A 26,393-nucleotide genomic window follows, 5' to 3' on the forward strand; every position below is an offset into this window, starting at 1 on the left:
AGGGATTACCTAACTTGCGGAAACTGCGAGATACGTAACCTGCTGCAACCGTAAGGTATCAGCGTAATTACTTCTTCGGGTTGGTTGGGCATACCTTCATTATAAATCACGCTGAACGGTATAGGGCCCGTCATATCGTTATATAAAGTCCAGCTGGGTATGCGTTTGGCTTTGGCCTTTAGTATTAACGGCGCGTTGTCCGGTGTCCAGGGGTAAACTGGTATCGCCTTCTTATCTATCGAGATGCTTTGCTGAAATTTTTTGTCATCCAAAGCTATCAAACCATAATTCCACGGGGTGGTTGGCCTAACCTCGATATATTCTTTGCCGTAGGCAATAGGGTCTTTATCATTCTTTACCAGTTTGGTTTCCTCGCCAACTTTAAGGGCGTACACCAGCGGACCGCGCTCGACAGATACCGAATTTTCGTACCAGAAGTTTTTGTAGATGTGCATCGGCAGTTGCAGCTCAACCACATCGCCGTTTTTCCATTGACGGTCTATCTTAATTATCTGATTGCATTTGGCTTGTTGCAGTTCCTGTCCGTTCACTTTTACTACCGCGCTTTTGCACCACGCCGGTATGCGCAGGTGGAACGGGAATGAGAGTACTTTTGCCTTTTTGCTGGTGAGCGTGAACTTTACGTTTTCATCAAACGGATAATTGGTTTCCTCTTTAAAAGTCACCTCTTTACCATCGGCCACTTTTGCCGTTACCTCGCTTGCCGAATAAACCAACGCGGCTATGCCCCTGTCGGCAGTAGCATACCACAAGTTTTGCGCGAATTTGGGCCAACCCTGGTGCATGTTTGAGGTACAGCACGGAAAGCCTGATAGCAAACCATAAACCACATCAGTACCGGCGTGGTTAACATCAAAATTATGCACATGGCGGGTAAGCATTACCTGGTTGGCCTGCTGAAAATACTGGCGATTCATGTAATCCTCCGTAGTTTGGGTTGGCAGGGCGTTAAAGGCTATCTTCTCCAATCGGTCGGCATAATCTACATCGCCGGTAATTTCGAGCGAGCTTTCCAGCGTGAACATCATCTCCACCGCCGAGCATAACTCCGAACCCTGAGTCGGGTTGTTGCCATGTAAAGACTCATCGCCGCCATACAGGCCATGCGCCATGCCGTTGTATTTGGTCAGATCATGAAAACCTTTCTTCATGGCCTCTAAGTATTTTTGTTCGGGGTGATGCTGGTAATAGATCAACGGCTCTTTCATCCCCTGCGCCAGGTTAACCCCATGTATGCTGCCCATGCGGGTAAGCATGTCGGTATCTAAAAATTCACCTGTAAAATTATGGGTTTGCTTGTGCAGCAGGTCGGCCAGATCAAGCAGGAATTTATCACCGGTAATATTGTACAGCCAGTACACCACCATCAGGTTATCGCCGCCGCGCAGGCGCGCCCAAAACGTCCAATGGTCAAGCGGTTTGGCAGGCAATTCCTTAAGCTGATATTTAAAATAGTTAGTCAGCAAACTAATCACCCGCTTATCGTTGGTTGCCATGTAGTATTGTTTCAGCACTTTGAGCATCACCATCTTTGGCCACCAGTCACGGCTGTTATCACGCTGTATGCCTGCCTCATAAGGGTAATCTTTAGAGGGGCCGAAGTATCCGTCAGGCTGCTGACTTTTTATAGACCACTCCACCCAGGGCTTCACCTTGGCAATAAGTGCCTTATCCTGCAAAATATAAGCCAGCGGCAGCAAACCGTCTATCCAGTACGGGCCACGCTCCCACTGGTCGCCATCGCCACCCAGCCAGCCATTTCGTTGGTTCATCACCAGCGGGTAAAGCTCATCCAGCTTACCGGTAGCGCCATTTTTTTGGCGGATAAGCATTTCGCGCAGCCAGCCCTGCGGCTTAATGGCACCAAGCGGTAGCTCGATGTAAGGATTTTGACGCAGCGGCGCACGGCTGCTTGTGTAATTGGCCTGCTGGCTGTTTGCAGTGGTATTGATACCTAACATGAATACCAAAGCCAGCAATAACTTAAATTTCATACTAATAATATTTTAAGGCAGATAAAAATCAAATGGTTTATCCCTATCGCATATCAATGTACCATCATTGTATTCCAGCTCGGCCACATGTATTGATGTGCGTTTGGTTGAATAAGTAAAGGCATCGTCAGCATCGTGGCCGCCATCATTTTGATGCGATTTACGGCCGGGATGCGTAAAGTAAACGATATAGGCATGATCGCCGGTTACTACCACATCGGCATGTGCACCGGTAGGCGTATCTTCAGGTCGGTGGCTGGGCTTATCCAACACCATACCTTGGCGCTCCCAGGTTTTAGCATCCTTTGAACGGTATACACGCTGGCCGTGCCATTCGTCGGTTATCATCCAGTAATAATTTTTAAACCTGAATATCTTAGGCCCCTCATGCTCCGGGCCGCCAATGGCTACTCTCGGGTCGGCTTTCCAGCTTATCAGGTCAGTGCTTTCGGCAGTGTAGGTATTGGCATTAGGGCCTTTGTACCAAATGTGCCATTTACCGTCGGGCAATTTCATCAGCGTTGGATCGATGATACTGCCGTCGAGTTTCAAATCTCCCAGAAATTTCCAGTCCCACAGGTTTTTGCTGGTGTAATGTACCAGTCGCGCATTGCCGCCCCAGTGGCTGTACACCCCCTGAATGTAGGTGACAAACATGTGGTAAGTTCCCTTATCATAAATAACCTCGGGTGCCCAAAATGTATTGGTGCCGCGCTCAAAATCCAACTTAAGCGTACCGCGGTATGCCCATGTTTGCCCATGATCTTTTGAGGTAGCCACGCCTATGGCCGTACCATAGCAATAAGCCACATCCTGCGTTTGGGCATTGGCCCTGCGCTGGGTGTACAGCATCATCCATTGCTTTTCATCCTTGTTATAAACTACAATAGGGTCGGCCGCGCCGTCATATATTGGGTCGCGGTACAGGGGCGACGGTGCTTTGTGCGCCACCCCATTATTTTGCGCAAAAGCCTGCCCGCATAATGCGAACAGGCCTGCCAAATAATAAATTATTTTTTTTAACACCATCAAAGTTTATTTAACCAGCGAAGGGTCATATAGCTTAGTGTTTACTTCGTGCAACTTATTAACCGGCATTTTATCAACCGCGCGGTCATAAGTCATAAAGCCATTGGTTTCGCCCTCAACATCGGTTGTTTGGGTGTATACCGCTGCTGAAAGACCCAGGGGAATCAACTCGGCAATACGCTTAGTAAACGAAGCATATTTCTCGAACATCTCATCAGAGTTTTTGAAGGTTTGATAACCCCAGTTCTTTTTCTGCCAGGTATGGCCATCAAGCGGTAAACCCAGACCGCCAAACTCGCCCAAAACCAAAATGCGTTTCTGTCCGAAAACATCAGGCGCAGGCATAGCCGGGTGCGGGTAGTTATGTAAATCGATAATATGACCGGTTTGATAGAAGTTACCACCGCTGGCGCTGTTCACCAGACGTGAAGGATCTTTCTTCATCGTCCATTCGGTAATTTCAACGGTTTTAAACTGGCCCCACGCCTCGTTGAATGGCGTCCATACCACTATGCTCGGGTAGTTATGCAGCACGTCCATAATGGCGGTCCACTCCTTACGATAATAGCCTTCTGATTCAGGCGTACGTTGCTTATCACTCCCATGATCCAGCACACCCGGACGGTTTTCCCAGCCGTTACCAAGGTCGCCGCTTGGCATATCCTGCCATAGCAGCATACCTACTTTATCGCAATAAGTGTAATAAGTAGCAGGCTCAACCTTAATGTGCTTACGTATCATGTTAAAGCCCATTTTTTTAAGCTGATCGATATCGTATATCATCGCCTCGTAAGTTGGCGGCGTATACAAGCCATCAGGCCACCAGCCCTGGTCAAGCGGGCCATACTGAAACACAAATTTATTGTTCAGCATCATACGTTGAATGCCATTGGCATCGGGCGCCATTGATATTTTGCGCATGGCAAAATAGCTGGTGATCGCGTCAACTGCTTTGTTATTACGTAGCAGGGTGATCTTTAAGTTATACAGGTTAGGGCTCTCCGGCGACCAAAGCTTTTCATTCTTCAGCGTGATAACGGCTGCTTCGCCCGCGTTTTGCTGCTTTTGAGCTACAACGGTTTTACCATCCAATACTTCTATCTTCAGGTTATCACCGGCTTGCTTACCGGCAATATCAGCCGATATGGTGATGGTATGCGCATCAATATCAGGTGTTTGCTTGGTTGATACGATGTATGATTTTGGCACAGCTTCCAGCCAAACCGTTTGCCAGATACCGGTTACCGGAGTGTACCATATACCTTCGGGCTTTTTCATTTGCTTGCCGGTTGGCTGGGGGCCGTCATTGGTTGGGTCCCACACGCGTACCACGATATCCTGCTTTGAGCCACCTTTCAGGAATGGTGTAATGTTGAATGAGAACGGATCAAAACCACCCTCATGCTTGCCGGCGCTTTTGCCGTTCACAAACACCTCGGTTCGCCAGTCAACCGCGCCAAAGTGCAGCAGCACCTCTTTGCCCTTCATTGATGATGGCACGTTGATCGTATTTTTATACCACAGCAAACTATCTTTACCCACGGTACGGCCAACGCCTGACAATGCCGACTCGGCAGCGAACGGCACCAAAATACTGCCTTCGTACTTGGTTGGGGTCGATGCGTTTTTAGGCGTAATGGCATAACTCCAAAGGCCGTTAAGGTTTTTCCAGTTGTTGCTGCGTACCAGCATAGGGCGTGGGTACTCAGGCAGCGGGTTTTTAGGGTCAACCTTTTCGGCCCAGGGGGTAACAATGCGATCTTTAATCAGATGCCATTGCCCCTGCTGGGCATTAGCCGTTACGCAAGCCGATAAGGTAATTACCGCTGCGGATAAAAATTTTCTCATTTAGTATGTATTGAATTAAGAATTTGTTGCTGTGCTTTACAGTTAAAGGGGCACTGCTCTTGCAGCAGAAACCCCTACCTTGTAAATTTAAAGTGTTATTTTTTGTAATGGCGAGTAAATCATGTCATCAACACCCGCAATTTTTAACCCTATGCGGGCAAACACGTAGCCCTGCGTTGGCGTAAGGGTAGGCACTGTAGCCGTTAAATTTACAGCACCGGTAACAGCGCTGCCCGCAATACCGTTATTTGCTACGTTCTCATCGCCATTGCTTGATACGAACTGGGTTTTGTTTACATACAATGTAACTCTTTCAATGTCGCGCGCGTTAGCATCGGTTATTATTTTATTAACCGAGAAAGCCGCGGTAACCGCCCTGCCGTTAACAGTATATTGAACATCATTTATCAGGTAATAAGGCGTTACCTCCAGATCCATGGTTTTATCACCGCTTATATTAACGCTCATCGAATCGCGGGTGGCGCCGGTTTGGTTCCACCTGAAAGGACCTTGCACTCCGGGGATGATCAGCTTATAATCGCCATCAAACAAAAGAAAAGAAAAGGCACCATCCTGCGTAACGTTACCCACAATAGCGCCACGCTTGCCAAAACCACTTTGATATAGCTCCACCGGAACCTGGTTTTGCTCAACATTTATCGGCGTGCCGTTATAAACAAGCCTGCCTTTAAAGCTTGCCTTAGGCGCTTCTTTAGTGTCCTTTTTACATGCTGCAACCATTACGGTGAGTGCCACCAACATGATATATTTGAAATTAAATCTCATAACTATATAGCTTTAAAAACTTATTGATTCGGCTGTTTAACAATCTTAGGGTTTCGCGATAATATATCATCATTTATTTGCGAATAATAATTACCTGATTGAAACCTGTTGGCACCAGTTACCCTACCCAGTTTAACTTCCCTGAACATCCATTTATTATGGTTTGGACTACCCGGATTTTGGTACAGGTAAGGCCACAAGCTAAATGGTTGTGTATTATGCTTGGTTGCTGAGCCGATGTCGCTTTTTAAATCAGCAACCGTCATGTTAGCGCCATCCCATACAATGTGTGCCAGCCTCCAACGTTTCATATCAAACAAAGTGTGGCCTTCAAACACCAGTTCAACCCGGCGTTCGTGCACTATACGGTCAAAAGTAAGATCATTGAGCGGAGTTGTTAAACCGGCACGGTTGCGTACCTGATTAATGTAACCAAGCGCTTTTCCCTTATCTCCAAGCTCAAAAGCGGCCTCACTTGCGTTTAATAATACTTCCGCATAACGGTAGCGTATAAAAGGCACATCGCTTCTACGACCACGACGGCCCGAACCGGTAACCGGATCAAGATACTTCCGAATATAAAAACCGGTTTGTGTACGGAACTCCAAACCATCTGCAGGACCGTCTAAACCAACCGCAGGTGTAGACGAACCCGGCAGCGTTCCGGTTGAGATAAAATCTCCGGCAGCATTTTGGTAACCGGCTCTCACATCAATGGCAGCGCCTTTAAATACCGAACCTGGTAACATGACTGTACCTGCTAAACGCGCGTCGCGGCCGGCAAATATGTCTTGTTGGTTGGTATAATAGATCGGATCGCCGCTCGCATTAACTGTAGGTATCGGCGCATAGGTGTTATCCAGTTTTTCGAAGGCCTGTACTATGTTAAGTGACGGATTTAAACGGCCCGCATCAGCGCCTTCTTCAGAACGTGAGTAAGGCTGGTTATTAACGGTGAAGCTATGTACCTTATTAGTGCCGACCTTAAAATCCTCAATAAATATACTTTCTTTGTTAGCATCACTTTTATCAGTAAAAATTGCAGCGAAATTATCTGATAAATCAATGGAATTAGCTCTGTATAACGAGTAAGCCCCAGCTTCGCCACTAATAATGGCTTCAGCAGCGGCTAATGCTTTTTGATAATATGCGTTAGCCATTGTTGCAGGTATGCCAACCTCATCACCCGGCAAGGTAACGTTAGGTGTTCTTTGTGCTCCATACTTTGCAATAGAGGCTGCATATAGTGCGGCTCTCGACTCCATCGCAAGAGCTGCTGCTCTGGTAGCCCTGGATTTAATGTTAACCAGCGCCGGCAGATCGCTTTTTATTGCTTCCAGTTCACTTATTATAAAATCATAAACTTCAGATTCCTTTGATCTCGGGGTTTGCAAACTCAGCGCATCTCCTTCGTATGTTAACGACTTGGTGATAAGGGGCACGCCACCCATTCGTTTAACCAATTCAAAGTAATAAGCGGCCCGTAAAAACCGCCCCTCGGCTATGAATATCTTTTTATCTTCTTCCTTAAGTGTTGATGCCGTGGCTCGCTCTATAAACAAATTTATATCACGTATATAGCCGTAATCCCATGTACCCCACTCACCCCAGCCCCAGCTGGTACGCTGCACAAAAAATGAGCTTCCGTTCTCGGACGGGAATGCCTCACTAAAATCAGCAAAGCTTGCCCAACCATTGTCTAAGCTCGAAAAATCAAGTTGCCGTTGGTATAGATCTGCAACCACCGACAATACCAATGCGGGGTCAGAAAACATTTTATCTGTCGGAACAACATCCCTGGGTTCAATGTCGAGGTAATTATTGTCTTTACACGATGCCGTAATCAACAGTACAGCACTTATACTCATTATCAATATCTTTTTCATCTTGTATAAGTTAATTCAGTTAAAAGGTTAGGTTAACACCGAAATTGAACACTTTACTTTGCGGAAACTGCAAACCATTGTCGTCTACAACCTCCGGGTCAATTCCAAACTCTTTGAGATTATCAAATGAGAATAAATTGTAGGCGTTCACATAAAACCTTGCTCTTTTAATTTTAATTTTTGAAAGCACAGCCGCTGGTAGGCTGTAACCTAATTCAAGCGTACGTACCCGTAACTGTTTTACGTTATGTAACCAGAATGTTGAATTACGCTGACCGGAAACTTCATAGTTGCTACTGCCCGAGTGGCCCGGGTTATCGCGGTTTGCAGGGTATTTACCCGGAATCCATTGGCTATTCAGATCATACGGATCAGCCCTGTGCCATCTATCCTCGAATATGGTGTTAAGGTTGCCATTATTCTGGAATGCCCAACGGGTTTCCCAGTTCTGGAACCAGGTATAGCCTGATGCGCCTGAAAAATCAGCGTGAAAATCAAACTCTTTGTATCCTAAAGCGATGTTAAAACCGAAGTTAATATTGGGTTGCGTACCATAACCAAAGCCAATCGGTCTCTCATCATATTGATCGATCCTGCCATCGCCATTTTGATCTTTATAAATGATATCGCCAGGGATAAGTGTTTTGTTACCCTTGCCATCAATGTTCACAGGGTAATTATTGATTTGATCAAACGATTCAAATTGGCCAATAGCCTCATGTCCCCAATCTAAACTTTTATACCGACCTTCACGTTGGTTGCGATACTGATCCCATGAGTTAAAGAAGCGCTCTTTATAGGTATCTTTCCATTTTGCACGAGTGTAGGCAACGTTACCACCAACAGTATAATTTACCTTACCAATTTTATTGCTGTAATTAAGCGATAATTCCTGGCCATATTGCAGATCACTTTCCAAGTTCGCCTCGGGCAAGTTATATCCCAGTTCTGAAGGCAAAAGCACATCTTCCTGTGCTATTAGCAACCCACTGCGTACACGGCGAAAATACTCTACGGAACCGTTTAACTTGTTATTTAGTAAACTAAAATCAGCGGCAACGTTTAAAGTTTTACTTTTTGACCAGGTAATAGTTGTAACTGGTATTCCTTTATCCCTAGAAACGCTTAGGGTTTGATCGTTACCTGTGTCATAATCATCAAGAATAGCCAGAATAGGATTATCACCGTCACGTATAGCGTAATTATAACCAGTCAGATAAGCAAAATATGGCACAATGGGACGACCTGCATCAGTAGGATACCTGTCATCACCCATTAAACCATATGATCCTCTAAATTTTAAATCATTCAGTATGCTGTTGTCACCGAGCAAATTCTTCATGAATGATTCTTCGGTGATACGCCAGCCGGCTGATACAGCCGGGAAATAGCCTACACGTTTATTAGTGATAAATAATGATGACGCATCGCGCCTTGCTGAAACCTCTAAATAATACTTATTAGCATAATTGTAGTTAAAACGGCCGATATACCCTACCCGCGCAGTCGCCAGATCGTAATCATCATAACGGTCCATAGTGGAGAACTCGATTAGCGGTAGGCTATTTGATTTTGGTATAGCGTGTAACCAATTACGCAGACTGCGGGTTTTAATACGCTCAGCAACTAAAGTACCCGAAACGTTGTGCTTGCCAAAGGTGTTGCTATAGTTCAACTGCGCCTGCATATTGGTGTTAAACTCCTTACGCTGATCGCGCTCTCGCCATGGGTTAGTAGCTCCACCAGCCCTTTCGTAAGTATCTGTTTCCGGTTTGTACCTGTAAACGTCATACGTATATTCGTGGTTATTCAAAACGTTGTCGGCTATATAGTAAGAGTATACACCTTTAAGCGTTAAGCCTTTTACGCCAGGTATTTGGTATTCAGCATTAAAGTTGGTTTGCAATACCCTCCAGTCGCTACGGTAAGTGCCTGAAATTTTCTTGTTGAGAAAAGCATAGTTTGACTCAATATTGTTAATAGCATTCAGGTAATTAGGATTGTCGTTAGCGTAAGGCCTTTCAATAGGCGTGTTACGTAAAACGGCGAAACGGGCTAAAAAGTAGTCATCACCACCCGGTACGCCCGGGTTTTCGCGGCTTTCTACACGTCCGTTAATATTTACGCCGACACGTAAGCCGTTAGCTACCTTAGCGCTAATGTTCGATTGAATGTTGGTACGGCCAAATTCATACTCCTTACCAATGTTTGAATTTTGGTAAAAGTTGGTTGCCGATACATAATAATTTACCTTATCCGTTCCGCCGGTAAAGTTTACGTTTATGGAGTTTTGCGGCGCGTTGCGGTTGCTGTTTAAAACATAATCGCGCCAGTCAAAACTTTGATAGCCGCGCTCCGTACCAATACGGTATTTTTCAACTTCTTCTTTAGTAAAAGAAGTTGTACCTGAGGTGTTCATTTGCGCATCAGCCTTATAACGCGCGTAGTCATATGAGTTACGCACCACATCCGGAAAACGGAACCAGTTTTGAAAGCCCATATAGGCATCAACATTGATACGGCTTTCGCCCGATCCCTTTTTGGTGGTTACCACCACAACGCCGTTTGCCGCACGTACACCGTAAATTGCCGCCGAGGCATCTTTTAACACGGAGATGCTTTCAATGTCATTCGGCGCCAGGTTATTAAATTGACCTGCATCCTGCTGAACACCATCAATAACGTATAACGGCGCACCCATATTACGGATCTGGATGTTGGCGCTCGCACCCGGACGGCCATCAGCCATACGGAATGTTACACCCGGAATTTTACCGGCCAGGGTGGTACTAACTGTAGCGCCGCCATGTACACGGTCAATATCCTTAGCTGTTACCGATGCGATTGAACCCGTTATAGATTCACGCTTTTGCGTACCGTAGCCGGTTACCACCACTTCCTGCAGGCTTTCATTAGCCGACTTAAGTGAAATTTTAATGTTTGTTTGTGTACCTACGGTTACCTGCTGCGCGGCGTAACCTACAAATGTTGCCTCAATCACGGCGTTTGCCGGTACCGTAAGCGTAAATTTTCCCTGGCCGTCGGTAGCTGTTCCAATAGTTGTGCCCTTAACTCTAACAGCAACACCTGGCAAGGGCTGGTTAGTTTCATCAACAACGGTACCGGTAATTTGCGTTTGCGCAAATACAGTTGTCGTGTTGATAAAAAAAGCTACAAGAAAAAAAACGAACATGGCTTTGAGAAGCCGCAAGCTACCCGGCGGGCAGTTTGAAACGGATGGTGTACCCTGTTTCAAGAGTAAATTTTTCCTCATAAGATGATAGTTATTTAATTGGTTTTTAAGCGTCAATAAGACGTTTAATATTGAGAAGTAAATGACGGTGTTTTTTTGTTCAGCCTATTCGCTTATTTGTATCAATACTTCGCTAAATCGTATCAATCATAACTGCACGTCTCTTCAAAAAACAACATCAACTTTATTAAAATGGCCGAATTTCCCTCTTTATATGTCCGTTGTAATACATCCAAATATGGTTGATGGTACTAACTTTGCTCAAAATCACTTACAATTATCAACATGAAAAACACAAACAGCAACGCGATTACCGTACAGGCCACCACTAACGCGCCTGCCGAAAAAGTTTGGACATACTGGAATGCTCCTGAACATATTACTAAATGGTGCCAGGCATCGGCAGACTGGCATGCGCCTTATGCCGAGAATGACCTGCGCCCGGATGGCAAATTCAAAACCACCATGGCAGCAAAGGACGGCAGTTTCAGTTTCGACTTTGAGGGCGTCTATACCGAAGTCGAGCCTTACAAACTGATCAGTTACACGATGGCCGACGGACGTATGGTTACTGTTGAGTTTGACGAAAAAGATAATACCACTACGGTAACTGAAACCTTTGATCCGGAAAATACTAATCCTATTGAAATGCAACGTGGCGGCTGGCAGGCTATTTTAGATAACTTTAAGCAATATGCGGAGGAGAATTAACTGATCCCGGTTGTCATTTCGAACGAAGTACGAGGAGAAATCTGTCGCTTAATAATGTACGTCGGCAGATTCCTCTCTTTCTTTCGGAATGACAAGTGTCAAATGTTTTACTGTGAAGTATTAGGCAGGCATCAAACAATCCATCACCACCGCTTACATTTACAGGCTTTTATTAACTTTGTCATCCTGTTATGAGAAAGTTTTTAGGATACATCCTTTCACCCTTTGCCATTACCGCGTTTTTTCTGGTGCTGGTCATTTTTCAGCCAATCCAATGGATAAACTATAAGGTATTTGGCTATTCAGCTCATAAAAAATCTGTTGACGCGCTTAACTTTTGTTTACTGAGCACTTATTATATATTGTTCAATTCGGTAAAATTTGTCAATAAGCAAAACCTGCCGCAAGGCCGGCCAATGATCATTATGGCCAATCACCAAAGTTTAATCGATATACCGCCGATGATCTACTTCTTCAGGAAGCATCACGCTAAATTTATCTCCAAAATTGAGCTGGCTAAGGGGATACCATCCATATCATACAACCTGCGGGTAGGTGGCGGCGCAAATATTGACCGTAAGGATCCGCGGCAATCCATCACCGAGCTGGTGAAGCTGGGTACCCGCATGAAAGAAAAAGGCTGGTCGGCCATGATATTCCCTGAAGGCACACGCTCAAAGGATGGCCATGTAAAAACTTTTCAATCCGCAGGTATAGCAACCTTATTAAAAAAATGCCCGAACGCGTTATTGGTACCTGTAGCCATCAATAAATCGTGGGAGATGGTGCGTTATGGACTGTTCCCTTTAAATACCTTTACCCCCATGACGTGGGAAGTACTTGAACCCATTGAACCCGGCACCGCACCCGTTGATGAGTTGGTAAAGCTTGCGGAGGAACGTATAAGACAAAAGGTGGGCTAAGCCCCGGCACCTAAAGAAAAGTTTCAGAATATAATCCCCTTTTATGGGTTACCTGCAATTAAACGTTCTTCCCGTCAATTATCCTGAAAAAATCGTCACGGTAAGTATCTCCCACCGGGATGATCTTATCGCCGATGAAGATACGACTACGCTCGATGCTGTCAATTTTATCTAACGATACGATGTATGAGCGATGCACACGTATAAAATGCTTTTCAGGCAAGGCATCCTCCATCTTCTTCATATTTTGCAGGGTGATAATACGCTCGTTGGTAGTAAAGATGGAGATATAATCCTTCAACCCCTCAATAAACAAAATATCGTGCAGGTATAGCTTCTGTATTTTATGCTCGGTTTTTACAAAGATGAAATCGCTTAAAAAGTCAGGCTGCTGCTGTACCGGCGCTGCCGCGGGCACCGGTGTACTTGTCGCTGCGGCAGGGTTAATAATACCCTGGGCCTTTTGTACCGCCTTGTAAAAACGGTCGAAAGCGATGGGTTTTAACAGGTAGTCAACCACGTCCAATTCGTAGCCCTCTAATGCGTATTGCGGGTAAGCCGTAGTCAAAATCACCTTAGCCTTGCCATTGGCAATCTTTAAAAACTGTATACCGGTAAGTTCAGGCATTTGCACGTCCAGAAAAACCAGGTCGGCCTCACCGCTTTGTACCAGCGTAAGCGCTTCAATAGGATTGGTAGTGGCCTTTACCAATTGTAAAAAAGGCATTTTAGCAATATAATCCTCAAGTATGTTTAAAGCCAAAGGCTCGTCATCAACAACCAGGCACCGTATCATCTTCTATAATCAGTTTTAAAAGGCTAAAATAAACAATTTAATATCCGCACCGCTACTCGTCAACACAACACATTTCCAAAAAAGCAATTTTAAGCAAAACAAGTTAACCAAATTCAACGTTAACTAAATAATATTAACCATAACACTTAGCTACCCATGAAAAAACTTAGTGCAGCTATTGTTGCCATGATATTCGCCTGCGTTTTGCAAAACGCCAGTGCCCAAACAAGCCCGGCAAAAAAAGATACCGTTAGCAAAGGCCAGCCGGGCGCTACCACGCAGTCATCACCGGCTAACCCGGTGCAGCCCGCCTCAACGCCCGACTGGTTAAAAAGCGATGCCGATAAAAAGAAAGACAACTCTACTTTTTTAACATCGCCCACTACTGATAGTACCAAAAGCGGTACAACCAAATCAAAGCAGAAAAGGAAATAGCACTACAAAGCCGTTCAAATCTGAATGGCTTTTTTGTTAAAGAACGAGCTTCAGGTTACAAACATAACAGGTTTCCGTATCGTCAATATCCAGGGTATATTTTTTAGGATAAAGCAGATTAAGCCTGCGTTTAACATTACTTAAACCAATACCGCCCGAAGCATCGCGATTATTGGTGTGTTTTTTATTTTCGATATGGAAGTCGAGCGTGCCGTTATCCACCGTCAAATTCATTTTTATAGGCGTTTCCGGATCATTGGCAACACCATGTTTAAAGGCGTTTTCAATAAATGATATGAGTAATAGCGGCGCAATACGCTGCGTAGTTACATCGCCCTTTACCTCGAACTCCACAAAGGCTTTATAACCGAATCGTATTTTTTGCAGGTCGATATAATTTTGCAGGTAATGGATCTCCTTTTCCAGGTCAACCTTGTTATCATTACTCTCATACAACATGTACCGCATAATTTCCGACAGCTTCAGGATGGCCTCGGGCGTGGTTTCTGACCGCTGGTAAGCCAGCGAGTAGATACTATTGAGTGAGTTGAACAAAAAGTGCGGGTTTACCTGCGATTTCAGGAATGATAGCTCGGCTGTTAAACGCTGATTTTCCAGGTCGCGTTGAATGCGCTCGTTCAAAAACCAATCTGTAGAAAATTTGAGTACAATACTCAGAAATACAAAAATCAGGCTGGTAAAAAAAGCGCTTAGATAATAGGATACAAAGCCTATCATTTGTCCCTTTTGCTTTACAAGCGCATACTCTTTGTAAACAAGCGCTAAACCGTATTTTAAAAAGCCGTAGGCCAGTATCACGCCTAAAGCGATGATGATGTAGGTGCCATATCGTTTACGGTCAAGCAGTTTGGGTATAAGCAGCAGGTAATTGATATAAAACAAGCTGATGTTTACCAGCCCAAACAAAACAAACAGCACCAGCAAAGCCTCGATGGAAAGCTTGCTGTTGGTTTTGCCGATGAAAAAGAAGAAGGATATCAGGCACACCCACACAAATACATGCCAGAAAAATTGCCACTGTTTTTTCATCCTTTAGTATGCACTGTGCATTAAATTATTTATTTGTTCCGACTTCTAATGTAGTGTTTTAGCGGCTTATCGCGAGATGTATTATATAGAGGGTGATGTTTTTTCGATGAACTGCCCTTTTTCTTCGACGAACGGGTTTATAGCCGGATGCGGGCGTTTATCTATAAATAAAACCCGTTGGTCTAATACATTTTAGGGGCTTGATTATTTGCTATTTCTTTGTTTCATCAAATCAATCGCAATGAAAAAGTTAATCAAATACTCAAACCCTTTTGTAATGCTACTGGTACCAGTAATGTTTGCCCTGGTGATGGGTGTTGCTTACCAGTTTAACCAACAACAAAATTTAAATATAAAAGATGCCGGCGTTAAAGCTAAACAGGCCACTTCACTATTTGTAAAAGGCGTAAGCCTTGTAAAAACAGTGTGCGGTATTAGCCAGGAAAACGTATGGTAATCAGCACGCAAAACCTAACCTTTAACTTCGGCAATCAAAAGGTTGTCAACTCCTTATCGTTACAAGTTCCGCAAGGAAGCATATATGGTTTTTTAGGGCCGAACGGCGCCGGTAAAACCACCACTATAAAATTGCTGCTTAATCTGTTAAAAACGGATGAAGGCAGCATTTCTGTTTTTGGGAAAGACCTGAAAAGCAACCGTATCGAAATACTTTCAAAAACAGGCTCGCTGATAGAGCAACCGGCCATTTACCTGCACCTTACCGGGCGCGAAAACCTGGTAAACCGCGCAGGCTTGTTGCAGCTGCCAATCCGCCGGGTTGATGAAATGCTCGAACTGGTACAGCTTAAACATGCTGCCAACAAAAAAGCCGGACAGTATTCGCTGGGTATGAAACAACGGCTGGGCATCGCCCTCGCACTGTTAAGCGATCCTGAGCTTTTGATACTGGATGAACCAACCAACGGGCTCGACCCGAACGGTATCATCGAAATACGTGAGTTGCTCATCAACTTAACCCGTCAGCATGGCAAAACAGTTTTTATCAGCAGTCACCTGCTTTCAGAAATTGAGCGTATGGCCACCCATGTGGGCATTATCAATAACGGCAGCATGCTTTTTCAGGGTAGTATTGCCGAGCTGGAAGCGCTTAACCAGGCCTTGTTACTTATTGAGGTTAATAATACGGTTGATGCGGCCAACCTGTTAAAGCGGCATCAGTATGAGGTTGCCCAGGTTACCGAAACATTGGTTGGTTTGTCCTACCTGTCAAAACAGCAAAGCGGCGAAATCAATACCCTGCTGGTAAACAACGGTTATACCGTTTACAGCATCGGTAAACAACAGCAAGATCTTGAAACGCTCTTCTTATCCATCACCAAACAAGCCTGAAGCCTTACATCCTTATGAAAGCATTTTTACTCTCCCTACGGTCTGAATTTTATAAAACCCGCAAAACACTGGCTTTTTGGTGCGCTATACTGCTGCCCCTGCTTATTTGCCTGTTAATGACCATTGGCTTTTTAACCAATGCCGAAAAAATGGCAAGTTGGCCGGGCGAGTTACTGTGGATAAGGTTTGTTGGCAATGTTTTAAACGTTATGGGCGTTTTACTGCTGCCTATGTTTACAGTTTTTACAGCCTATTCAATAAACAACATTGAACACCGGGCCGATACCTGGAAAATGCTTTTCAGCCTGCCGCTGCCAAAGTTCGCGGTATATAGCGCAAAGTATATTTATGCTTTATTGCTGATATTTATAAGCCTGGCTTTGTTTGTACTGTTCACTATTGGCTTTGCTAACCTGCTATCTGTAATTAAACCAGAATTAAGGTTTAATGAGTACCACATGGAATTTACGCTGATGCAGATATATTTTAAATTATTTCTTTCAGCGTTAGGCATTCTTTCATTACAATTTTTGTTCAGCCTTTTGTGGAAGGATTTTCTAAAACCGATGGGTATTGGCTTTGTAGGCACCATATCAGGCATTATCATGGCATCGGCAGGATGGAAGTATGCTTATCTGTTCCCTTATTCACACCCCATGCTGGCACTAACCAATATGATGCCGCGTACCAAAGCTCCAGCCCAGTCAAGGCAATTGGTTATAAACATATTTACCGATGATGTTTACGTGAGCCTTGCAGTGGCTGTGGTCGTATTTTTTGCAGGATTCTTCATCTTACAAAAACGCAGCATTAAGTAGCCACCTCGGGTTTTTTATTGATATCCGTAAGGGTAAGCGGTACCAGCTTTTTGGTTTTAAAATAGGTAATAGTAACCACAATCAAGGTCATGGTGCCGCCGAATATTACCGCCGGGACGGTATCCAGTAACTTGGCCGCAACGCCCGATTCAAACTCCCCTATCTCGTTAGATGAGCCGATGAACATTTGGTTCACGGCCGATACCCTGCCACGCATTTCATCAGGCGTAAGCATTTGCATAATAGTGCCGCGTATTAGCACACTGACACTATCAAACCCACCCTCAAGAAACAGGAAAACCAGCGACAGATAGAAATTTCGCGACAAGCCAAAACAAATTATGGATAAGCCAAAGCCAGCTACCGCGATAAGCAAATTGCGCCAGGGCTTCCCCATCGGCGAAAAACGTGTCATGCTCAGCATGGTCAGCACCGCGCCTAATGAGGTTGCGCCCCGCATTACCCCTACACCCTCGGGGCCAACGTGCAGAATATCCTTGGCAAACACGGGCAGCAAAGCCACCGCGCCACCAAAAAACACGGAGAACATATCCAAACTAAGCGCGCCAACAAGCATCTTGGTATTAAAAACAAAACGTATACCTTCAGACAGGCTTTTCCAGATTCCCTCTTTAGGCATAAACACCGGCGGTACTTTTTTAAGCAGGCATACCGATACAAAGGCCACTGCTAAAAAGATTACGATAGTAATAAACGCGCCTGTAATACCCAGGTAAGCATAAATAAAGCTGCCCACCACCGGCGCTATGATAGAGGCGATCTGCCAGCTCGAGCTGTTCCAGGTGCTGGAGTTGGGGTATACCTCGCGCGGTACGCTGTTGGCCAGTACTGAAAAAGCCGCCGGGGCATAAAACGCTCTGGCCAGCCCGTTAACGAAAAGCATACCGTAAATTATGGGCACTACGGTGCGCATGTGCAAATAATCGCCCGCGCCTTTGTGCGTGGCGGCCATCATCACCAGCGATGAGAAAAATATGGTACCGAATATGAGTAGCAGCATTTTGCGTTTCTCCAGCTTATCGGCAATGTAACCACCATAAAGCGATAACCCTATTGCCGGTATGGCTTCATACAGGCCTATAAGACCGAGAGCGAATTTATCGTGCGTAACATCATAAATGTAGATACTCAGCACTACGTTCTGCATTTGATAAGCAAACGTAAAAAAGAAACGCATGGTAATATATGAACGGAAATCTTTAAACCGCAGGGCGGCAAACGCGTCGGTTTTCGTGGGTGTGGTACTGTCGGCTTCGGGCACTTGATTTTACTTTGCGCAAAAATAACGATAAATGAAAAAGGCAGAACCTGTAAAATGCTCTGCCTTTGTAATATTGTTATGGTATATCCTATTTCAACCCATGCTGATCTATCAGATAAATCAACGAAGCCATCGCTGCCGTGCCTAATTCCAACTCGCGCTTGTGCACTTTTTCAAATACATCGGCTGCTGTATGGTGCAAATCAAAATAACGCTGCGAGTCGGGCAAAAAGCTGATCAGCGTAATATTCGGCACTGTTTCCTTTAATGGTTCAATATCTGTCCCGCCTTCGCCTTTTACCAGCCGGTCGGCCTCGTAAGGTTCAAACAGTTTTTTCCAGTTCTTATTAATTTTCGCAACCACTTCGGGCGAAGCATCAAAGCCAAAGCCGCGCGGCACAAAGCCACCTTCATCTGTTTCAATTGCGGCAATATGGTCTTCCTTATTTTTAGCGGCCAGCTCGGCGTATTTTAAACCGCCGCGGGTACCGTTCTCCTCATTCATAAAAAATACCGCACGCACCGAATTCTTAGGCTTATATTTCAGCGCTTTCAAAATGCGTAATGCTTCAGCTGATTGTACAATGCCCGTACCATCATCATGCGCGCCCTCGGCCAGGTCCCACGAATCGAGGTGACCGCCCACGGTGATCACTTTTTTAGGATGATCTGTTCCGGTAAGTTCACCAATAACGTTGTATGATTTTACTTCGGGCAGTGTTTGGCAGCTTTGCTTAAACCAGAACTTTATCAGCGGCAGTTTACGCAGCCTTAACATGCCGCTTAGTTTATCGGCAGCCATGGTTGATATAGCCGCTGCCGGTATCATCTTTGTACCCGGAGCGCTTAAAGTGCCACCGGTATGCGGATAGTTATCCAGCGCCGGGCTTAACGAACGGACAATAGCGCCGACCGCGCCCAGCTTAGCGGCCTCGGCCGGGCCAACAAACCGCTGATCGCCGGCCGCACCGTAACCCTGGCCTGTCTCGATGTAACGCGGATCAAACGGGCGGTTAAAGAAAACGATCTTACCTTTTATAACGCTCTCACCCAAATCCTGCATTTCTTTAATGCTCTTCACCTCGATAACATTGGCCGTGATGCCGGCTGCAGGTGTGGCAATAGACATACCCAACGCGCAGATAGGCACCGGAATTTTTTTATTGCCATCAATAATAGCACCCTGCTCCTTAGCGCCGCGTACCCAATGGGGCACCATTACTTCCTGCAGGTAAACACGGTCGAAACCGTAATCTTCCATTAGTTTTTTGCCCCACTCTACAGCTTTTTGAGCATTGGGTGAACCACTTAAACGCGGACCGATCTTTTTACACAGGTAACGCAGGTTTTCATACCCCTGGCCGTTAACCAGGGCTTCGTCGTAAATATTACGCATCATCAGCGAATCCTGTGCCTGTAGCGACAAGCCGCTGAACAGTATGGCAGCAGAGAGTAAGAGTTTTTTCATTTGTTGAAGTCAGTTTCAACAAAGATAAATTTTAACAGAGATTTTAAGCCGTTGAGGTGAAGATTATCCACCTTTAATATGAGTTAAATTGTGCCGATGGAAATAAATATCTAAGGTTTGCACTTTAAATTTCAGTTAATCACGTCGTTGCGAGGTATTTTTTAACTCCTTCTCCTAAAGGAGAGGGTCGGAGTGAGGTTTTACGCTGGTTCCAGCATCCGCAAAATAGCATCAACATACTCACGGTCATTAGCCAGGCGGGGCACTTTGTTTTGGCCGCCAAGTTTACCTTTTTCTTTAAGCCAGTTAAAAAAGGTACCTTCGGCTACGCGGCGTACTATCGGGCGGCGCAGGGCCATGTCCTTAAAGCGCTTGGCGTCATAGTCAGAGTTGATCTGGCGCAGGGTTTCGTCCAGTATATCTACAAAACGCTCGAACTCGGCCGGGGGTTTCACAAATTCTATCAGCCACTCGTGCGCGCCGCACTGCCGTCCGTCGAAATAAACGGGGGCAGCGGTATAATCGCGAATAATGGCGCCTGTATTTTTGCAGGCTTCCTCAAGCGCGCGCTCGGCGTTATCAATAATTACTTCCTCGCCAAAGGTGTTAATGTAATGCTTGGTACGCCCTGATATCTGTATACGGTACGGTGACAGGCTGGTAAATTTCACAGTATCCCCTATCATGTACCGCCATAGCCCGGCATTAGTGGTAATAATCAGCGCATAGTTTTTACCCAACTCCACCTCATCAAGCGTAAGGGTTTTGGGGTTTTCATCGTGCATGTGCTCTACGGGTAAAAACTCGTAAAAAATACCGTAATCCAACATCAGCAGCATATCGCCATGCTGTACCTGGTCCTGTATGCCGAAATAACCTTCGGAGGCATTATAGCTTTCCAGGTAATACATCCTATCCGTTGGGATCAGTTTTTTAAATTGCTCTCGGTATGGCGTAAAGCTTACCCCGCCATGAAAGCAGAACTCCAGGTTAGGCCATATTTCGAGCATGTTATCCTTACCGGTAAGTTCAAGTATGCGATTGAAAAGCACAATATTCCAGGTAGGTACGCCGCCAATACCGGTAACGTTTACATCGAGCGTGGTTTTGGCTATCTTTTCTATCTTTTCTTCAAAATTATCCAATAGCGCGATATCCAGGTTTGGAGTGCGGCCAAACTCCGCCCAAAAAGGCAGGTTTTTCATGATAACCGCCGATAGATCACCAAAAGAGGTTTCAGGACTGAACTGGCTTACCTGCTGGCTGCCGCCAATGGTGAGCGATTTACCGCTGAAGAGTTTAGCGTCAGGCCGGTTGTTATAATAGATGGTCAACGCATCTTTACCGCCTTTAAAGTGGCATTCTTCCAGCGCTTCTTCACTTACGGGAATAAACTTGCTCCTGTCGCTGGTAGTACCTGATGATTTGGCGAACCAGCGCACCTCCGATTGCCACAACACATTCTGCTCGCCTTTGAGCATACGCTCGATATAAGGCTTCAGGCTGTCATACGTTTGGATGGGTACGCGCTCGCGGTAATCATTAAGGTTTTCAATGGATTTATAATGATGCTTTTTACCCCATTCGGTATTTTCAGCGCCCATTATCAGGTTCTCAAACCACTCTTCCTGCACTTCATTGGGGTATTTCATAAAAAGCTCTATCTGGTGGATACGCTTTTTCATGAACCAGGATATAACAGAATTAAAAATGGACATGGGTGTCTATCTTAGGTTAAATGGCAAAACTCTTGCGTTTAAGCACAAAGTTCGCACCAAGATACACTTTTCTTACCATTTCATTTTCAGCTAATACTTCGGGTACGCCCGACTCTAATATTTTTCCTTCAAACAGCAAATAAGCCCTGTCCGTAATTGACAACGTTTCCTGTACATTGTGGTCAGTAATAAGGATACCGATGTTGCGGTGTTTGAGTTTGTACACCATCGCCTGTATCTCTTCAACAGCTATGGGATCGACACCGGCAAAGGGTTCATCAAGCAATATAAAGTTTGGCTCAGCAGCAAGGGCGCGTGCAATTTCGGTACGGCGGCGTTCACCGCCTGACAGCAGGTCGCCACGGTTTTTGCGCACTTTATGCAGGCTGAACTCATCAATCAGTTCTTCCAGCTTATCGCGCTGTTGCTCCTTACTCATCTGCCCCATCTCGAGCACGGCCTTGATATTATCTTCTACAGAAAGCTTGCGAAACACCGATGCCTCCTGTGCCAGGTAACCAATACCTTTTTGCGCACGGCGATACATCGGGTCGCCGGTTATTTCGCTATCATCCAGGATGATACGGCCTTCGTTAGGTTTTATCAAACCCACTATCATATAAAACGACGTGGTTTTACCCGCACCGTTTGGCCCAAGCAAACCCACAATTTCGCCCTGCGCCACATTGAACGATACATCATTAACAACAGTACGCTGCTTATATTTCTTTATTAAATGCTCTGCCTGCAGGATCATAGTGGATGAAGCTATAAATTCTAAACGCTAAAATCTAAATTCTAACGACTTTATACAAATGCTAATACCTAACTCTAAACAAGATTAATTTATTGCGATTTGTTTTATTAATGCTTTTCAAAGCCCTCCCCTCCGGGGAGGGTTGGGATGGGTTACGCCGTGAACGCCTCCAAAGCCTTTTCAATCCTCACAACGGTTTCATCCCTGCCCAGCATCTCGGCAATATCAAAAACATGCGGACCGAATTTACCACCTACCAGCATAATGCGGAAAGGCAGCATTACATCGCCTATCTTAAAGCCTTTCTCGGTAGTGAACTCTTTAAACTCTGTTTCCAGACCGGCAGCACCCCATGCAGCGGCAGTAGTATATTTGGCTTTTAACTCATTAAAAAAATCGGTTTTGGCGTCGGTCCATTTTGGTTTAACCGCGTTGAGGTCGTACTCCTTTGGCTGTTCAAAAAAGTAAGCGCCCTGCGTGTAAAAGTCGGTTAGCAATACGCAACGATCTTTAATCAGTTCTATCACTTTCAGCAGCCTGGTATCATCGTTAACCGCTACTGCATTGCTGGCAAATATTTCTTTAACTTTCTGCTTTAAGCTTTCAGCATTAAGTTTCTTAATCCACTCGGCGTTGAACCATTTGGCTTTGTCAAAATCAAACTTAGCTCCGGCTTTACTTACCCGCTCCATGCTGAATTTTTCAACCAGTTCATCCAGCGAGAAAACTTCCTGATCGGTGCCATCATTCCAGCCCAGCATAGCCAGCAGGTTTAAAAAAGCCTCGGGCAAAAAGCCCAGTTCACGGAAACCCGGCGTTAATTCGCCGCTCTTTTGATCTTCCCAATTCATAGCATATACCGGGAAGCCTAACCTTGCACCATCGCGCTTGCTCAGCTTGCCGTGGCCGTCGGGTTTTAATATCAATGGCAAATGCGCCCATTGCGGCATGCTGTCTTTCCAGCCTAAATATTCCCACAGCAGCAGGTGTACCGGTGCTGATGGCAGCCATTCCTCGCCACGCAGGGCATGGGTTATCTTCATCAGGTAATCATCAACCACCACAGCAAGGTGGTAGGTCGGCATACCATCAGCCTTTAGCAATACTTTATCATCAACCTGGTTGGTTTCAAAACTTACGTAGCCGCGTATCATGTCCTTAAAACTGATACTGTCATCCTCGGGCATTTTTATGCGGATAACGTGCGGCGTACCATCATGTAATAACTTCTCTACCTCGTGTAAAGGTAAAGTAAGCGAGTTACGCATATCATAACGGTGACCATGGCCATATTGAAAGTTGGGTACGTCTTCGCGTTTTTTAGCCAGTTCTTCAGGGGTGTCAAAAGCATAGTAAGCATGGCCTTCGGCAACCAGCTTTTCGGCGTATTCACGGTACAAAGGCTTGCGCTCACTTTGGCGGTAAGGGGCATACGGACCGCCTACTACCGGGCTTTCATCAGGCGTGAGGCCACACCATTGCAGGCAATCCATTATATATTGCTCCGCGCCTTCAACGTAGCGTGTTTGATCGGTATCCTCAATACGTAAAATAAATTCGCCGCCGTGTTTTTTGGCAAACAAATAATTAAACAATACGGTACGTACACCGCCTAAATGTAAACCGCCCGTTGGGCTGGGCGCAAATCTTACTCTTACTTTATTGTCAGCCATGATGCCGCAAAGATAATTTTAATGCGCGATTAAGCGAACAGTTGATGCCAAGCCACGTTTAATATGGCTATAGGCTGATATAAATACGCCCTTTTACGTTTCAACCCATTTGTGTACTTTGTGCACCTTCTTATATATGAATCCGTATCAACAAAAACGCCGCTGGAAATACCTGTTACTTGCCTTTGCCGTGGTGATAGCCAGCGGATCGTTACTATACACCAATTACCTGGTTAAAAACATTGCCCAAAGCGAGCGCACCCGCGCACAAGTATGGGCGTTAAGCATGCGTCAGATATTTTTGAGCGACGATAACGACTTTCTGAACTATGTTTTCGCCGTGCGCGACAGCCTTACCGTGCCCGCCCTTGTGGTTGATGATAAGGGCGAATTCAAGTACAAGAAGGGACTGGACAGTACCAAGACTTTTATCAAGCTTGAAGCCGAGGAAAACAAAAGCATTCAGTACGATACAGCTTATTTCAGACAGGAACTCAACTACATGAAGGAGCAGCACGACCCGATCAGGCTCGAGGTTTTCGGCTCGCAATGGCTGGTTTATTATAAGGATTCGGCTTTGCTTACGCAGCTCAAATTTTTTCCGTATGTGCAGCTATCGGTTATCGCCATATTCCTGCTAACGGCCTACACAGCATTTAGCTCATCCCGAAAGTCGGAACAGAATCAGGTTTGGGTGGGTTTGGCTAAAGAAACTGCGCATCAGCTGGGTACGCCTATATCATCACTCATGGCCTGGATTGAACTGATGAAAGACAAATTCAATGCTGAAGATGATCCGCTGATTGCTGAAATGGAAAACGATGTGAAGCGGCTGGAGATTGTGGCCGACAGGTTTTCCAAGATCGGCTCGCGCCCGGTACTGGAAGAGCATGTGGTATTTTATGTAGTAAAGGATTTTATGGACTACTTCAGGGTACGGGTAAGCGACCGTATCACCTTTAAAATGAATGGGAACACCGATGTAAAAGCCGGCCTCAACATCCCGTTATTTGATTGGGTACTGGAAAACCTGCTGAAGAACGCCGTTAACGCCATAGCCGAAAAAGGCACAATCAGCATTGAGATAACCGAAAGTAAAAAGCAGGTATTTATTGATGTGACCGACACCGGTAAAGGTATTCCGCGCTCCAAATTTGACACTGTTTTTCAACCGGGGTATACTACCAGGAAACGCGGATGGGGCTTAGGCCTCTCGTTAACAAAGAGGATGATTGAAAATTACCACAACGGGCACATCTACGTAAAGGATTCGGAAGTGGGTAAGGGCACTACCTTCAGAATAGTTTTAAAAGCGATAAAAAATGATCAGCAAGCCACAGCCTGAGGAATACGCCCCCCAGCCGGGCGGATACATCAATCTTATCAGGGATAATGAGAACGTATTAGCGATACTCGAAGCTCAAAAAGAGGTTATCCATCAACTTTTCTGTAACCTTGACGATGAACGAGCCATGTACGCTTATGCCGATGGAAAATGGACGCTAAAGCAGGTGCTCGGCCATATAATTGATACCGAGAGAGTGTTTGGTTTCAGGGCGTTTTGCTTTGCGCGCGGTCAGCGGGAACTACCGGGGTTTGAACAGGATGAGTACGTAGAAAACGCCGGCTTTAACGCGCGTAACATTCAGGATTTAGCTAATGAATTCAAAGCCGTGCGCGAGGCCAACTTATATTTTTTCCGTTCAGTTACTGATGAGCAGCAAACCAGGCATGGTATTGCCAGCGGCAACCTGATAACCGTACGTGCCCTGGTTTATGCAACAGCAGGGCACGTAAGGTATCATGTAAATTTGCTCAAAGAGCGCTATAATTTGGGTTAGTTATACCAACGCGTACGGCGCTGCGTATTGGGGTCGTTATTATACTTTGCCACTAATATAAAATCAGCATCGAGGCTTTTACCATTGTAAGCAGCAGGTATCCAATTCACTAAAAACTTGTCACTATCGTTATCCAATTTAATCACCTGCTTTTCGTAATCACCTTTATCAGTTTTATAACCTACAGTGTAACGGGCTTTACCGTCAGCATCCACGCGCGCATCAATAACCACATCCATTTCGCCACCCGGCGCATTTATTATCTGCGGCATTCTACTTAGCAATAAAGTTGCGAGGTAATCAGTTGAGCAAAGCGGCAAAGGGGCTGAGGCATTCTTTTTTTCATCTTCGGTGCCCTTCAGTATTTTAACTTCTACGTTATCCAACTGCGTTTTATCGTAATACAGTATCTTTTTGGTATCATAGTTATAACGTAGGGAAAGTTTTTTTTGACTATCAAAAAAATACCAGGTGCCCGCGCGCGCATCATTTTTATAATAACCCTGAACTATTGCCGCGTCATCCTTCATGCTGCGTACAGCATACAAACCTTCTTTGGTTTTACCGTCATCAGCGACAGCGTATACAGCTTGGGTATTTTCAGTTATTTGATGTTTTTTTTCTTTTTGAGCAAAGGCGGTGCAAGCGCTCAATAACAAGGCAGATAGGATTAGATTTTTCATTGATTTTTAAATTAGCACATAAAGTTAACAAACGGCTTAATTAAAAACCAACTAAAAGTTTAATTAATAAA

Annotated in this window: 22 protein-coding genes; 8 read left to right on the forward strand and 14 right to left on the reverse strand. The window is 45.2% G+C overall.

All coding sequences use genetic code 11. The features are described from left to right. Positions 1 to 5: 5 nt before the first annotated feature. The 6 genes from ABD960_RS15625 to ABD960_RS15650 all read right to left on the reverse strand — a co-directional run bounded on the left by ABD960_RS15625 (position 6) and on the right by ABD960_RS15650 (position 10,838). A complete protein-coding gene (locus ABD960_RS15625; RefSeq protein ID WP_345332174.1) occupies positions 6 to 2,015 on the reverse strand; it encodes a beta-L-arabinofuranosidase domain-containing protein in 2,010 nt (669 codons plus the stop codon). 12 nt (positions 2,016 to 2,027) lie between these two features. Next, positions 2,028 to 3,044 carry a family 43 glycosylhydrolase gene (locus ABD960_RS15630; protein ID WP_345332178.1) on the reverse strand — a complete coding sequence of 339 codons (1,017 nt, stop codon included), beginning with the start codon at positions 3,042 to 3,044 and terminating at the stop codon, positions 2,028 to 2,030. Positions 3,045 to 3,050: 6 nt separating this feature from the next. Continuing rightward, a complete protein-coding gene (locus ABD960_RS15635) occupies positions 3,051 to 4,892 on the reverse strand; it encodes a glycoside hydrolase family 2 protein (RefSeq protein ID WP_345332181.1) in 1,842 nt (613 codons plus the stop codon). A gap of 87 nt (positions 4,893 to 4,979) precedes the next feature. Then, positions 4,980 to 5,678: a DUF3823 domain-containing protein gene (locus tag ABD960_RS15640; RefSeq protein ID WP_345332183.1), complete on the reverse strand. Its 699-nt coding sequence runs from the start codon at positions 5,676 to 5,678 to the stop codon at positions 4,980 to 4,982. A gap of 20 nt (positions 5,679 to 5,698) precedes the next feature. Further along, a complete protein-coding gene (locus tag ABD960_RS15645) occupies positions 5,699 to 7,564 on the reverse strand; it encodes a RagB/SusD family nutrient uptake outer membrane protein (RefSeq protein WP_345332186.1) in 1,866 nt (621 codons plus the stop codon). Positions 7,565 to 7,583: 19 nt separating this feature from the next. Next, positions 7,584 to 10,838 (reverse strand): SusC/RagA family TonB-linked outer membrane protein, encoded by a 3,255-nt coding sequence (locus tag ABD960_RS15650; protein WP_345332188.1) that lies wholly within the window; start codon positions 10,836 to 10,838, stop codon positions 7,584 to 7,586. Between the two features lie 264 nt (positions 10,839 to 11,102). Here ABD960_RS15650 and ABD960_RS15655 point away from each other — a divergent pair, with 264 nt between their 5' ends. Next, positions 11,103 to 11,528, forward strand: a complete 426-nt coding sequence (locus tag ABD960_RS15655; RefSeq protein WP_345332191.1) for an SRPBCC family protein — start codon at positions 11,103 to 11,105, stop codon at positions 11,526 to 11,528. 191 nt (positions 11,529 to 11,719) lie between these two features. Then, positions 11,720 to 12,451, forward strand: a complete 732-nt coding sequence (locus ABD960_RS15660; RefSeq protein ID WP_345332193.1) for a lysophospholipid acyltransferase family protein — start codon at positions 11,720 to 11,722, stop codon at positions 12,449 to 12,451. Between the two features lie 58 nt (positions 12,452 to 12,509). Here ABD960_RS15660 and ABD960_RS15665 read toward each other — a convergent pair whose 3' ends face one another. Continuing rightward, positions 12,510 to 13,247: a LytR/AlgR family response regulator transcription factor gene (locus ABD960_RS15665; RefSeq protein ID WP_345332194.1), complete on the reverse strand. Its 738-nt coding sequence runs from the start codon at positions 13,245 to 13,247 to the stop codon at positions 12,510 to 12,512. A gap of 156 nt (positions 13,248 to 13,403) precedes the next feature. Here ABD960_RS15665 and ABD960_RS15670 point away from each other — a divergent pair, with 156 nt between their 5' ends. Beyond that, entirely contained in the window at positions 13,404 to 13,682 is a 279-nt protein-coding gene (locus tag ABD960_RS15670) for a hypothetical protein (RefSeq protein WP_345332196.1), read from the forward strand. A gap of 36 nt (positions 13,683 to 13,718) precedes the next feature. Here ABD960_RS15670 and ABD960_RS15675 read toward each other — a convergent pair whose 3' ends face one another. Further along, a complete protein-coding gene (locus tag ABD960_RS15675) occupies positions 13,719 to 14,732 on the reverse strand; it encodes a sensor histidine kinase (RefSeq protein WP_345332198.1) in 1,014 nt (337 codons plus the stop codon). 241 nt (positions 14,733 to 14,973) lie between these two features. On the opposite strand from ABD960_RS15675, the gene ABD960_RS15680 reads away from it, so the two are divergent. The 3 genes from ABD960_RS15680 to ABD960_RS15690 are packed head-to-tail and all read left to right on the forward strand — an operon-like array spanning position 14,974 to position 16,900. Beyond that, on the forward strand, positions 14,974 to 15,189 hold the full coding sequence (locus ABD960_RS15680) for a hypothetical protein (protein ID WP_232177091.1): 216 nt from the start codon (positions 14,974 to 14,976) through the stop codon (positions 15,187 to 15,189). After that, on the forward strand, positions 15,183 to 16,082 hold the full coding sequence (locus ABD960_RS15685; RefSeq protein ID WP_345332202.1) for an ABC transporter ATP-binding protein: 900 nt from the start codon (positions 15,183 to 15,185) through the stop codon (positions 16,080 to 16,082). Before ABD960_RS15680 ends, ABD960_RS15685 begins: the two co-directional genes overlap by 7 nt. A gap of 14 nt (positions 16,083 to 16,096) precedes the next feature. Then, positions 16,097 to 16,900, forward strand: coding sequence for an ABC transporter permease (locus ABD960_RS15690; protein WP_345332204.1), 804 nt, complete (start codon positions 16,097 to 16,099; stop codon positions 16,898 to 16,900). Here ABD960_RS15690 and ABD960_RS15695 read toward each other — a convergent pair. The 5 genes from ABD960_RS15695 to gltX all read right to left on the reverse strand — a co-directional run bounded on the left by ABD960_RS15695 (position 16,893) and on the right by gltX (position 23,798). Next, a complete protein-coding gene (locus tag ABD960_RS15695; RefSeq protein WP_345332206.1) occupies positions 16,893 to 18,182 on the reverse strand; it encodes an MFS transporter in 1,290 nt (429 codons plus the stop codon). The genes ABD960_RS15690 and ABD960_RS15695 overlap by 8 nt on opposite strands. Positions 18,183 to 18,270: 88 nt before the next feature. Continuing rightward, on the reverse strand, positions 18,271 to 19,650 hold the full coding sequence (locus ABD960_RS15700; RefSeq protein ID WP_345332209.1) for a M20/M25/M40 family metallo-hydrolase: 1,380 nt from the start codon (positions 19,648 to 19,650) through the stop codon (positions 18,271 to 18,273). A gap of 200 nt (positions 19,651 to 19,850) precedes the next feature. Continuing rightward, positions 19,851 to 21,368, reverse strand: coding sequence for a GH3 auxin-responsive promoter family protein (locus tag ABD960_RS15705; protein ID WP_345332211.1), 1,518 nt, complete (start codon positions 21,366 to 21,368; stop codon positions 19,851 to 19,853). A 16-nt stretch (positions 21,369 to 21,384) separates the two neighbouring features. Continuing rightward, entirely contained in the window at positions 21,385 to 22,125 is a 741-nt protein-coding gene (lptB, locus tag ABD960_RS15710; RefSeq protein ID WP_345332213.1) for an LPS export ABC transporter ATP-binding protein, read from the reverse strand. A 152-nt stretch (positions 22,126 to 22,277) separates the two neighbouring features. Next, complete coding sequence (gene gltX, locus ABD960_RS15715) at positions 22,278 to 23,798, reverse strand: glutamate--tRNA ligase (protein ID WP_345332215.1); 1,521 nt, start codon at positions 23,796 to 23,798, stop codon at positions 22,278 to 22,280. A gap of 136 nt (positions 23,799 to 23,934) precedes the next feature. Between gltX and ABD960_RS15720 the strand changes: the two genes are divergently transcribed. Further along, the gene (locus ABD960_RS15720; RefSeq protein WP_345332217.1) at positions 23,935 to 25,143 is read left to right on the forward strand and encodes a sensor histidine kinase; all 1,209 of its coding nucleotides are present in this window, start codon (positions 23,935 to 23,937) and stop codon (positions 25,141 to 25,143) included. Next, complete coding sequence (locus ABD960_RS15725; protein WP_345332219.1) at positions 25,121 to 25,639, forward strand: DinB family protein; 519 nt, start codon at positions 25,121 to 25,123, stop codon at positions 25,637 to 25,639. Before ABD960_RS15720 ends, ABD960_RS15725 begins: the two co-directional genes overlap by 23 nt. On the opposite strand, the gene ABD960_RS15730 is transcribed toward ABD960_RS15725, so the two are convergent. After that, on the reverse strand, positions 25,636 to 26,322 hold the full coding sequence (locus ABD960_RS15730) for a hypothetical protein (RefSeq protein ID WP_345332221.1): 687 nt from the start codon (positions 26,320 to 26,322) through the stop codon (positions 25,636 to 25,638). The genes ABD960_RS15725 and ABD960_RS15730 overlap by 4 nt on opposite strands. Positions 26,323 to 26,393: the final 71 nt, after the last annotated feature.

Origin of the sequence: Mucilaginibacter defluvii, from assembly GCF_039543225.1 — a bacterium.
Taxonomy (GTDB): Bacteria; Bacteroidota; Bacteroidia; order Sphingobacteriales; family Sphingobacteriaceae; genus Mucilaginibacter; species Mucilaginibacter defluvii.